At 45.2% G+C, this 11,492-nt stretch carries 8 protein-coding genes and 3 tRNA genes; 6 read left to right on the top strand and 5 right to left on the bottom strand.

The window, feature by feature from the left end:
• Positions 1-132 precede the first annotated feature (132 nt).
• Both A136_RS13215 and A136_RS13210 read right to left on the bottom strand, forming a co-directional pair.
• Positions 133-208: transfer RNA gene (locus A136_RS13215), tRNA-His, on the bottom strand.
• Positions 209-256: 48 nt separating this feature from the next.
• A tRNA-Arg gene (locus A136_RS13210) sits at positions 257-333 on the bottom strand.
• Positions 334-631: 298 nt separating this feature from the next.
• On the opposite strand from A136_RS13210, the gene A136_RS13205 reads away from it, so the two are divergent.
• Positions 632-1,045, top strand: a complete 414-nt coding sequence (locus A136_RS13205) for a c-type cytochrome (RefSeq protein WP_017063036.1) — start codon at positions 632-634, stop codon at positions 1,043-1,045.
• Between the two features lie 81 nt (positions 1,046-1,126).
• On the opposite strand, the gene rep is transcribed toward A136_RS13205, so the two are convergent.
• Positions 1,127-3,145: a DNA helicase Rep gene (rep, locus tag A136_RS13200; protein WP_017061960.1), complete on the bottom strand. Its 2,019-nt coding sequence runs from the start codon at positions 3,143-3,145 to the stop codon at positions 1,127-1,129.
• Between the two features lie 180 nt (positions 3,146-3,325).
• Here rep and A136_RS13195 point away from each other — a divergent pair, with 180 nt between their 5' ends.
• From A136_RS13195 to ubiK, 4 genes are all read left to right on the top strand, one after another.
• Entirely contained in the window at positions 3,326-3,907 is a 582-nt protein-coding gene (locus tag A136_RS13195) for a TetR/AcrR family transcriptional regulator (protein ID WP_017061961.1), read from the top strand.
• A gap of 18 nt (positions 3,908-3,925) precedes the next feature.
• Positions 3,926-5,032, top strand: coding sequence for an efflux RND transporter periplasmic adaptor subunit (locus tag A136_RS13190; RefSeq protein WP_017063035.1), 1,107 nt, complete (start codon positions 3,926-3,928; stop codon positions 5,030-5,032).
• Positions 5,033-5,043: 11 nt separating this feature from the next.
• Positions 5,044-8,166, top strand: coding sequence for a multidrug efflux RND transporter permease subunit (locus A136_RS13185; protein WP_017063034.1), 3,123 nt, complete (start codon positions 5,044-5,046; stop codon positions 8,164-8,166).
• A gap of 119 nt (positions 8,167-8,285) precedes the next feature.
• Positions 8,286-8,537: a ubiquinone biosynthesis accessory factor UbiK gene (gene ubiK / locus A136_RS13180; RefSeq protein WP_017061964.1), complete on the top strand. Its 252-nt coding sequence runs from the start codon at positions 8,286-8,288 to the stop codon at positions 8,535-8,537.
• A 162-nt stretch (positions 8,538-8,699) separates the two neighbouring features.
• On the opposite strand, the gene ilvC is transcribed toward ubiK, so the two are convergent.
• Positions 8,700-10,184, bottom strand: coding sequence for a ketol-acid reductoisomerase (gene ilvC, locus A136_RS13175; RefSeq protein WP_017061965.1), 1,485 nt, complete (start codon positions 10,182-10,184; stop codon positions 8,700-8,702).
• A 146-nt stretch (positions 10,185-10,330) separates the two neighbouring features.
• Between ilvC and ilvY the strand changes: the two genes are divergently transcribed.
• Positions 10,331-11,221 (top strand): HTH-type transcriptional activator IlvY, encoded by an 891-nt coding sequence (gene ilvY / locus A136_RS13170; RefSeq protein ID WP_017061966.1) that lies wholly within the window; start codon positions 10,331-10,333, stop codon positions 11,219-11,221.
• A gap of 116 nt (positions 11,222-11,337) precedes the next feature.
• Here ilvY and A136_RS13165 read toward each other — a convergent pair.
• Positions 11,338-11,428, bottom strand: a tRNA-Ser gene (locus tag A136_RS13165).
• Positions 11,429-11,492: the final 64 nt, after the last annotated feature.

Below are 11,492 nucleotides of genomic sequence, written 5' to 3'. Positions count from 1 at the left end.
ACCCCCGACCCTCTGGTCCCAAACCAGATGCGCTACCAAGCTGCGCTATTCACCGACTAGTTTTGTATCGACTCTTGGGAATAATGAATCAACACTGGAAGCCGAAGCTACCGATATTTTGTAAAGAAAGAATGGGGTGGCTAACGAGATTCGAACTCGCGACCACCGGAATCACAATCCAGGGCTCTACCAACTGAGCTATAGCCACCATTATTTCTTTTTGCCAATTTCTCACTTACCGAAGTAAGAGACCGGATGGCGCGCCTGAAAGGATTCGAACCTTCGGCCTTTGGCTCCGGAGGCCAACGCTCTATCCAGCTGAGCTACAGGCGCATGCCCTGTCGGCGGAGTGGAATAATACGTATATCACCCAATGCCGTCTAGTACTTTTTTAACTTTTTTTTCTGTTTGGTCTCTTTTTCGACAGTTAATATGTGATAAACCCCTTATTTGAGTACTACAACCCGCCACAGCTTATAAGTTGTTGTTTATTGCAACAACTTATCGGGATATAATCACTCATTATTTACATTGGTTTAACAGTTGCTCTTTGCCGGTTAAAGCCAAAACACCCTTCCAACACTATAAATTGGTAAGCATGTACTTACCTTGGGAATGTAAAGTGAGTTTAATGGATATGTCTCGTCGAATTTTAAGCGTTGTCATCGCAGTTTTAACCTTTTCAACTGGCGCAATGGCTGCAGGCCTAAGCGAAGCGGAGCACGATGCAATTGCTGAACGCATCAAACCAGTTGGCCAAGTTTACCTAGTCGGCAGCGAGCCAGTAGCCGCAGAACCAACAGGCCCTCGTGATGGCGCAGCAGTTTACGGTACCTTTTGTATCGCTTGTCACGCATCTGGCGTAAGTGGCGCACCTAAAACAGGTGATGCTGGTGACTGGGGTCCTCGCATTGCTCAAGGTCGCGACATTCTAGCTGACCACGCAATCAACGGCTTCAATGCGATGCCAGCGAAAGGTTCATGTATGGATTGTTCAGACGACGAAATCAAAGATGCTATCGAGCACATGATTGCCGGTCTGTAATTAAAAATGCCAGATTCAGAAAAGGTGACCTCATGGTCACCTTTTTTATTGGCTTCTATATAGTGCGATTAAAGTAGGGCATTACTTCTTGTTGAACATCGCTCGAATATTCGCAATGTGCGCCTGCCCTTTTTCCATTCTTTCTTCAGCGGATTGAGGCTTCTTAACGCTTTCCCACTCCACATCATCGTGCGGCAGCTCATCGAGGAAGCGGCTTTGTGTTGGCTTTATTAATTCACCATATTGACGACGTTCACGACACTTAGTAAAAGTCAGCTCTTTCTGCGCTCGAGTAATCCCCACATACATAAGACGACGTTCTTCTTCTACGTTGCCTTCATCGACACTGGTTTGGTGCGGCAAGATGCCCTCTTCTGCACCCATCAGGAATACATATGGGAACTCTAGACCTTTCGATGCATGCAATGTCATTAATTGGACTTGATCTGCATCGTCATCATCCTCACCACGCTCCATCATATCGCGCAGCGTTAAACGTTGAACCACCTCGCGCAGGGTTTTCTCTTCTTTATCGTAGTTGTCACCCTCAAGATCGGCCACAATCCAGCTATACAGATCAGAGACGTTCTTCATTCGCATTTCAGCGGCTTTCGGGCTCGCTGAGGTTTCGTACAACCAATCTTCGTAGTTGATGTCACGAACCAAAGAACGAACGGCTTCAACCGTATTACCACGCTCGGCATTGTCTGAGATACGAACAATCCAGTCACCGAAGCGGCGCAAATTTTCTAAACCACGCCCCGTCAGTGTCTGCTCTAAGCCCATCTCAAAGCTGGCTTCAAACAAGCTCTTGCCACGCATATTGGCGTAGCTGCCTAACTTCTCAAGCGTCACCGGACCAATCTCTCGGCGCGGTGTGTTTACAATACGTAGGAAGGCGTTGTCATCATCAGGGTTCACCAACACACGCAGGTAAGCCATGATGTCTTTAATCTCGGCTCTCGCGAAGAAAGAGGTACCGCCAGAGATCTTGTAAGGCACACGGTTCTGCATCAGCGCTTTTTCAATCAAGCGTGATTGGTGGTTACCACGGTAAAGCACTGCGTAATCTTTGTATTCAGTACGGTTCAAAAACTTGTGGGCGATGATCTCGCCGGTAATACGCTCTGCTTCATGCTCTTCATTCTTAGCATTCAGTACCTTGAGCTTTTCACCGTCTGGGATCTCTGAGAATAGTGACTTTTCATAAACGTGTGGGTTGTTGGCGATCAAGATGTTCGCCGCACGTAATATTCGGCTGGTTGAGCGATAGTTTTGCTCGAGTTTGATCAAGCGAAGATTTGGATAGTCCTCACCCAGCAACACCAAGTTTTGCGGTTTTGCACCACGCCATGAATAGATAGATTGGTCATCGTCACCTACTACCGTCAAGCGACCACGCTCTCCCACCAGTAAACGAACCAACTCATATTGGCTGGTGTTGGTATCTTGGTATTCATCGACCAGTAAATAGCGGATACGCGACTGCCAGCGCTCACGCACCTCTTGATTGGTTTTCAGTAGTAATACAGGCATCGCGATCAGATCATCAAAATCGAGTGCGTTGTATGCCTTCATCTGTTTCTGGTACATCTCAAAACAGAATGCAAACAACTGCTCTTGTTCGCCTTGAGCACGTGCTTTCGCCTGATCTGGCGTCAGCATGTCATTTTTCCAATTCGAAATGGTGCTCATTAAAGCGCGTAGCAAATCCTTATCACCATCGATCTGTCTCTCTGTTAACTCTTTTAACAAAGCTAACTGGTCTTGGTCATCAAACAGAGAGAAACCCGCTTTCAAACCCAGCGCTTTGTATTCACGGCGAATGATGGTTAAGCCCATGGTATGAAAAGTCGAAACAATCAGCCCTTTCGATTCGCCCTTACCTAGAGTTTGCCCAACACGCTCTTTCATCTCGCGTGCCGCTTTATTAGTAAAGGTCACCGCCGCAATATTACGCGCCTTATAGCCACATTCCTGAACCAGATAAGCAATTTTATTGGTGATAACACGTGTTTTACCGGATCCAGCGCCCGCTAATACTAAGCAGGGGCCCGAAACATATTTCACGGCTTCATCTTGTCTTGGGTTCAGTTTCATTTGATTCTCAGTTTGGTCTAGAGGGGCGAATTCAATTGCGCGCCTATAATAATGCTGCAACAGCACGAATGCTACGTTCTCTTATACAAGATTTTTACGCTGATTATGTAAAACTTTGTTGCACATGTGTGTGGTTATTAGGCTATAATGAATGAACGTTCATTCATTGGTGGTTGAAATATGACAACTCATGCACCTCGGGATAAACGCCAGCAAATACTTTCTGCAGCTGAAAAGCTAATTGCAGAGGTCGGTTTCCAAGGCCTTTCAATGCAAAAATTAGCCAAAGAAGCGGGAGTGGCTGCAGGCACTATCTATCGCTACTTCGATGATAAAGAGCATTTGATAGAAGATGTTCGAATGCTCGTGACTCAAAGAGTAGCTGATGCTGTTCAACAAGGGGTTAATGATTCGGATCCAATTAAACAACGCTACCGTACTATGTGGTTGAACATATGGAACTTAGCAGGAACGAATTTAGCCGCAATAAAAAATCGGGTTCAGTATGACTCTCTACCCATCACAAATAGCCTAAACTTCAGGGAACTAGAACGTAAAATGTTTGCCCAAGTTGAGCTGCTATTTAATGAGGGGAAAGAACAAGGATTGTTTAAACCACTTAACAATGAAGTATTAGGTGGATTGAGCTTGGCGGCTAGTGTTTCTCTAGCACGCAAGCATTCTTTAGGATTTTACCAACTTGATGAGGCAGAACTAGAATCTGCAATCGAAGCCAGTTGGGACGCAATAATTAAACACTAGATCGGAGTTTTGACCATAATGAAAAAGTGGACTTTCTTCATGTTACTCATCGCTGTACTACTTTTCGGCAGCGTTATTGGGTTTAACATGTTCAAACAACAAAAAATTGCTGAGTATATGGCCAACCGCCCTGAACCAGAGTTTCCAGTAACGGTAACTGAAGTTCAGCCGATCGACTGGGTTCCCGTAATTGAAGCTATCGGCTTCATCGAACCAAATCAAGGTGTGACACTAGCGAACGAAACCAGCGGTGTTATTGACCAAATTTCTTTCGAATCGGGTACTGATGTTAAGAGTGGTCAGCAACTGGTACGTCTTGATTCTGACGTAGAGAAAGCCAACCTTAAGAGTTCTGAAGCTCGTTTGCCTGCTGCGAAAGCAAAATACAAGCGTTACCAAGGGCTATTCAAGAAAGGCTCTATCTCTAAGGAAGCCTTCGATGAAGCAGAAGCTAATTTCTTATCGTTAGCGGCTGATATTGAAAGCCTTAAAGCATCGATTGCCCGTCGCGAGATCCGCGCTCCGTTTGACGGCACTGTCGGTATTCGTAATGTGTATCTAGGCCAATACCTACAATCTGGCACTGACATCGTTCGCCTAGAAGACACCAGTGTTATGCGCCTACGCTTCACTATTTCTCAAAATGACATCTCTCGTATTGAGGTTGGTCAGGCGATCGACATCTTCGTTGATGCATACCCAGAGACACCGTTTGAAGGATCTATCAGTGCAATTGAACCAGCTGTAAGCATCCAAAGTGGTCTTATCCAAGTTCAAGCAGACATTCCAAACAATGATGGCAAGCTTCGTAGCGGTATGTTCGCTCGCGCTAACATCATTCTGCCTAAATTAGAGAACCAAGTAACTCTGCCTCAAACAGCGATTACTTTCACTCTATACGGTGACAATGTTTACATCCTGACTGAAGAAGACGGCGTTCAACGTGTTGCTCAACATGTTGTAAAAGTAGGTGAACGTACAGCTGATATTGCACACATCCTTGAAGGCGTTAAAGCCGGCGATACGGTTGTAACTTCTGGCCAAGTACGTCTAAGTAACGGTGCCAAAGTTAAGGTTGTGGAAAGTGATGCAATCACACCACCATCTGAAACACCTATGCTGTAACCGGAGGCACAATGCGCTTTACTGATGTTTTTATTAAACGTCCAGTTCTAGCGGTATCCATCAGCTTTTTGATTGCGCTGCTTGGCTTACAAGCAATCTTCAAAATGCAGGTGCGTGAATACCCTGAAATGACGAATACCGTAGTAACCGTCACCACGAGTTACTACGGTGCAAGTGCCGATCTTATCCAAGGCTTTATCACCCAGCCCCTCGAGCAGGCTGTGGCCCAAGCGGATAACATCGACTATATGACTTCTTCTTCTGTACTCGGTAGCTCGACGATTACCGTGAACATGAAGTTGAACACAGACCCGAATGCGGCGCTGTCTGACATACTGGCCAAGACTAACTCGGTACGTTCTCAGCTTCCTAAAGAAGCCGAAGATCCAACCGTAACTATGTCTACCGGTTCAACAACGGCGGTACTCTACATTGGTTTTACTAGTGATGAGTTGGTGTCGAGCCAAATTACCGATTATCTAGAGCGTGTAATTAACCCGCAGCTATTTACGGTAAATGGTGTATCGAAAGTTGACCTATACGGTGGCATGAAATACGCACTACGCGTATGGCTAGACCCGTCAAAAATGGCTGCAGTTAACCTAACTGCTAGTGATGTAATGACGGTATTGAATGCCAACAACTACCAATCGGCTACAGGTCAAGCAACCGGCGAGTTTGTTCTTTATAACGGCAGTGCCGACACGCAAGTATCGAACACTGAAGAATTAGAGAACTTAGTCGTTAGAAGTGGTGAAGGTGAGATTATTCGTCTGTCTGACATCGCTAAGGTTTCTCTAGAGAAAAGCCACGACGTTTACCGTGCAAGTGCAAACGGTCAGGAAGCGGTTGTTGCTGCGATCAATGCGGCACCAAGTGCCAACCCAATCAACATCGCTGCAGATGTACTTGAGCTTCTTCCTCAACTAGAGAAGAACCTACCAAGCAACATCTCTATGAACGTAATGTACGATTCAACTATTGCTATTAACGAGTCAATTCAAGAGGTTATCAAGACAATCCTTGAAGCTGCATTAATCGTATTGATCGTAATCACCTTGTTCTTAGGTTCATTCCGAGCGGTACTGATTCCTATCGTTACTATCCCACTGTCTTTGATTGGTGTGGCAATGGTAATGCAGGCAATGGGTTTCTCTTGGAACCTGATGACACTCCTGGCAATGGTACTCGCCATCGGCTTAGTGGTAGATGATGCGATCGTAGTACTAGAAAACGTCGACCGGCACATCAAGCTCGGGGAGTCCCCTTTCCGTGCGGCAATTATCGGTACCCGTGAAATTGCGGTCCCTGTTATCGCAATGACACTAACGCTAGGTGCGGTATATGCTCCAATCGCAATGATGGGTGGTATCACAGGCTCGCTATTTAAAGAGTTTGCGTTAACCCTAGCAGGTTCGGTTTTCGTGTCAGGTATTGTGGCACTTACGCTATCGCCAATGATGTGTTCAAAAATGCTGAAAGCTCACGCTGAGCCAAGCAAGTTTGAACAAAAGGTACATAGCGTACTGGATGGTATGACTAACCGTTACGAGCGTATGCTTGGTGCGGTAATGAACCATCGCCCAGTATTCATTGGCTTTGCGGTTATCGTATTTGCCAGTTTACCTATGCTGTTTAAGTTCATCCCAAGTGAGCTAGCACCTTCTGAAGATAAAGGTGTAATCATGTTAATGGGTACAGCGCCATCAAATGCTAACTTAGACTTCATGCAAAATACCATGAACGACGTAAACAAGATTCTGTCGGATCAGCCAGAAGTCGCTTACGCACAGGTGTTTACTGGTGTACCTAATGCAAACCAAGCGTTTGGTATCGCATCTATGGTTCCATGGAGTGAGCGTGAGGCGAGCCAATCAGACGTAGCAAACCGCGTTGGTGGTTTAGTTAAAGATGTTCCGGGAATGGCGGTAACTGCATTCCAAATGCCAGAACTACCAGGTGCAGGTTCAGGTCTTCCAATTCAGTTTGTTATTACAACACCAAACAGTTTTGAGAGCTTGTTCCAAATCACTACTGACATTTTAGCGGATGTAGCATCGAACCCGCTGTTCGTTTACTCAGATCTTGATCTGAACTACGACTCAGCAACGATGAAAGTACACATCGATAAAGACAAAGCAGGCGCATACGGTGTGACCATGCAAGATATCGGTATCACCCTTGGTACCATGATGTCTGATGGCTACGTAAACCGTATCGACTTAAACGGTCGTTCTTATGAGGTTATCCCTCAAGTAGAGCGTAAGTTCCGTTTGAACCCTGAATCGATGAATAACTACTATGTACGTGCTGCGGATGGTAAAGCGGTGCCACTGGGCAGTTTAATTACGATTGATGTTGTGGCAGAGCCTCGCTCTCTTCCTCACTTCAACCAATTGAACTCAGCAACGATTGGTGCAGTACCAGCTCCTGGCGCGGCGATGGGTGATGCGATTGCATGGTTTGAAGATACGGCAACGAACAAGCTACCAAGTGGCTACAACCACGATTACATGGGTGAAGCTCGTCAATACGTAACAGAAGGTAGCGCACTTTACGCAACCTTTGGTCTGGCGCTAGCAATCATCTTCTTGGTACTGGCGATTCAGTTCGAATCTCTAAAAGATCCACTGGTTATCATGGTATCTGTACCACTGGCGATCTGTGGTGCCCTAATTGCTCTAGCTTGGGGTGCGGCAACGATGAACATCTACTCACAAGTAGGTTTAATCACGCTGGTCGGCCTGATTACCAAGCACGGTATATTAATCTGTGAGGTTGCAAAAGAAGAACAACTGCATCACCACAAGACTCGTATTGAAGCGGTGATGGAAGCAGCAAAAGTTCGTCTTCGTCCAATTCTGATGACAACAGCTGCGATGATCGCGGGTCTAATCCCACTGATGTACGCAAGTGGTGCAGGTGCAGCTCAGCGCTTTAGTATCGGTATCGTAATCGTTGCTGGTCTAGCGATTGGTACTATCTTTACGCTATTTGTACTGCCAGTGATTTACAGCTACCTAGCTGAAAAACACAAACCTCTTCCTGTATTTGTGGAAGACAAAGATCTAGAAAAGCTAGCTCGCGTCGATGAAGCAAAAGCAGCACACAGAGAATTAGCAGATAACAAGTAATCGCTAAGTCGTAAAACAATCAAAAAGGCTACTTCGGTGGCCTTTTTTTATACGCGATAGGCGACATCTCAAGTGTGATTAAATAGAATAGTGATAAATAGTCAGGAGTTTTAATCGATATGTTTGATCCAAAAAAACTAGAGCAAATTGCTAAGCAGATCCACGATTCTATGCCTCAACCAGTAAAAGAGCTTGGTTCAGACGTAGACCAAAAAGTTCGCCAAGTTATCCAAGGCCAACTCAACAAGCTAGACGTTGTGAGCCGTGAAGAGTTTGATGTTCAAACACAAGTACTGCTTCGCACTCGCCAGAAGCTCACTGAAATGGAACAAAAACTGGCTGAACTAGAAGCAAAGCTTTCAGACAAATAGTCATTTTTTTCAATCAGTTCAAGTTCGAATAAAGGCTTACCTTCGGGTAAGCCTTTATTTTTTCCTCAATCTATCAAGCCTTCACCGGTAAAATAGTTGCAAGCATAAAAAAGCCCCGAACAAATGTTCAGGGCTATTTTTATTCAGTGATGAACTGGAAGATTAACCGCCAACAGCGATACGCTTCATGTCGCTCATGTAGCTACGTAGCTCTTCACCAATGTATTCTACAGGGTGGTTACGGATAGCTTCGTTTACTTCAATTAGCTTAGCGTTATCAACTTGGTTAGATGTCTCACCTAGACCACGGCCGATGACGTCCGTTGCTACTGAAGGCATGAACTTCTCACGTAGTAGCGGTGTTGCTACGTTAGCGAATAGGTAGTTACCGTACTCAGCAGTATCAGAGATTACAACGTTCATTTCGTAAAGACGCTTACGAGCAACTGTGTTTGCGATTAGTGGAAGCTCATGTAGAGATTCGTAGTAAGCAGACTCATCAATGATGCCTGATGCCGTCATAGCTTCGAATGCTAGCTCAACACCGGCACGAACCATAGCAACCATTAGGATACCGTTGTCGAAGTACTCTTGCTCTGAGATTTCTACGTCAGAAGCTGGGTAGTTTTCGAATGCAGTTTCGCCTGTCTCTTCACGCCAGCCTAGTAGGTTCACGTCATCGTTCGCCCAGTCAGCCATCATTGTGCTAGAGAAGTGACCAGAGATGATGTCATCCATGTGCTTGTTGTAAAGCGGACGCATTAGGTCTTTAAGCTCTTCAGAAAGCTCAAACGCTTTAACTTTAGCCGGGTTAGATAGGCGATCCATCATGTGAGTTACGCCACCAAACTTAAGTGCTTCAGTAATCGTTTCCCAACCGTATTGTAGAAGCTTGCCTGCGTAGCCAGGTTCGATGCCATCAGCAATCATCTTCTCGTAAGATACGATAGAACCCGCTTGTAGCATGCCACAAAGGATAGTTTGCTCACCCATCAGGTCAGATTTAACTTCTGCTACGAAAGAAGACTCTAGGCAACCTGCACGATGACCACCAGTACCTGCAGCCCAAGCTTTAGCGATATCCCAACCTTCGCCTTTAGGGTCGTTTTCTGGGTGAACAGCGATAAGTGTTGGTACACCGAAGCCACGTTTGTACTCTTCGCGAACTTCAGAGCCTGGACACTTAGGTGCAACCATTACTACAGTAAGGTCAGCACGTAATTGCATGCCTTCTTCCACAACGTTGAAGCCGTGAGAGTAACCAAGAGCAGCGCCTTGCTTCATTAGAGGCATTACTGTTTCAACAACGTTTGTGTGTTGCTTATCAGGAGTAAGGTTGATTACTAGGTCTGCTTGAGGGATTAGCGTTTCGTAGCTACCCACAACAAAGCCGTTTTCATCAGCATTTTTGAATGATTGACGCTTTTCATCAATTGCCGCTTGGCGTAGAGCGTAAGATACGTCTAGACCAGAATCACGCATATTTAGACCTTGGTTTAGGCCTTGAGCACCACAACCAACAATTACGATTTTCTTACCTTCAAGGTATTCAGCTTCTGTCGCGAATTCTTCACGATCCATAAAGCGGCAACGACCTAATTGGTCTAGTTGTTCACGAAGGTTTAATGTATTGAAATAGTTAGCCATTCTAGGGCACTCCTTTAAAAATAAGTCCGTAAGGTCGATATCTCTCTATCGAATGACTTCATACTAAAACAGACACTCCGTTGCTGAAAGTGATATATTCACAATTAGTTATTGCAATAAATGCAACATGGAAACGATCGCAGAACATGAACATAAAATCTCTACAATTATTTATACATTTATGCGACAGCAAGAGTTTCAGCAAAACCGCTGCTGCTATGCACGTCAGTCCTTCAGCGCTGAGCCGTCAGATACAAAAGCTTGAAGAGGAAACAGGACAAGAACTGCTAATCAGAGACAACCGCAGTGTTGATCTTACCCCAGCAGGAAAACACCTATTGCCTGTAGCATTGAGCATCGTGGGAGAGTGGCAGCAATATAACCTTCACCTGAAGGGCGGAGAGCAAGAACTTAAAGGTGAGATCCGTATATTTTGTTCAGTAACGGCTAGCTACAGTCACCTACCTGAACTCATAACCGAATTTAGGGCTATTCATCCGTATATTGAATTTAAGCTCTCTACTGGTGATCCAGCTCAATCCATCGACAAGATCTTAAACGATGAAGCGGATATCGCGATTTCAGCAAAGCCAGACATCCTTCCTTCAAGGTTAGAATTCGAAACCATCAGCGATATTCCACTGTCAGTCATCATTCCATCTGGTGTGAGTAGCTTTAGCCAACAACTGCAATCCGATAAGCCAAACTGGAATGAAGTGCCCTTTATCATCCCAGAAGCAGGAACAGCGCGTGAACGAGCCAATGCATGGTTTAAAAAGATGAAGATAAAACCCAACATATACGCGCAAGTTTCTGGCCATGAGGCGATTGTAAGTATGGTGGCACTAGGATGTGGAGTTGGCATCGCACCTGATGTGGTCATAAACAACAGTCCAGTAAGAGATAAAGTTAGCCGCTTAAAGATAGAACCTATCAAGCCATTTGAGTTAGGCGTATGTTGTAAGCGAGCACAGCTAGATAACCCTCTAATTCGAGCGTTCTGGCAAGTTGCAGAAGGGAAATATTTAGCGGACTAGTCGTCATTGTTTTAAATACAAAAAAGGGAAGAGCACGTCAGTGCCCTTCCCCTTTTATTTATGTATATCGCAGATAAGAAAAAATCCCGCTGATTTCTCAGCGGGCTTTCTAATGGTGGTGGAGGGATAGGGATTTGAACCCTAGAACCGCTATTAACGGTTGCCGGTTTTCAAGACCGGTGCTTTCGACCACTCAGCCATCCCTCCAAAAAATTGTCATCAACAGATTAGTACACTGTAGATGTTGTTACATGTATACACAGGTAACGAT

The organism is Vibrio crassostreae 9ZC13, from assembly GCF_000272045.2.
In the GTDB taxonomy this organism is placed as follows: domain Bacteria; phylum Pseudomonadota; class Gammaproteobacteria; order Enterobacterales; family Vibrionaceae; genus Vibrio; species Vibrio crassostreae_C.
The sequence above is the reverse complement of the archived record's forward strand: the minus strand, read 5'-3'. Positions and strand labels throughout refer to the sequence as shown.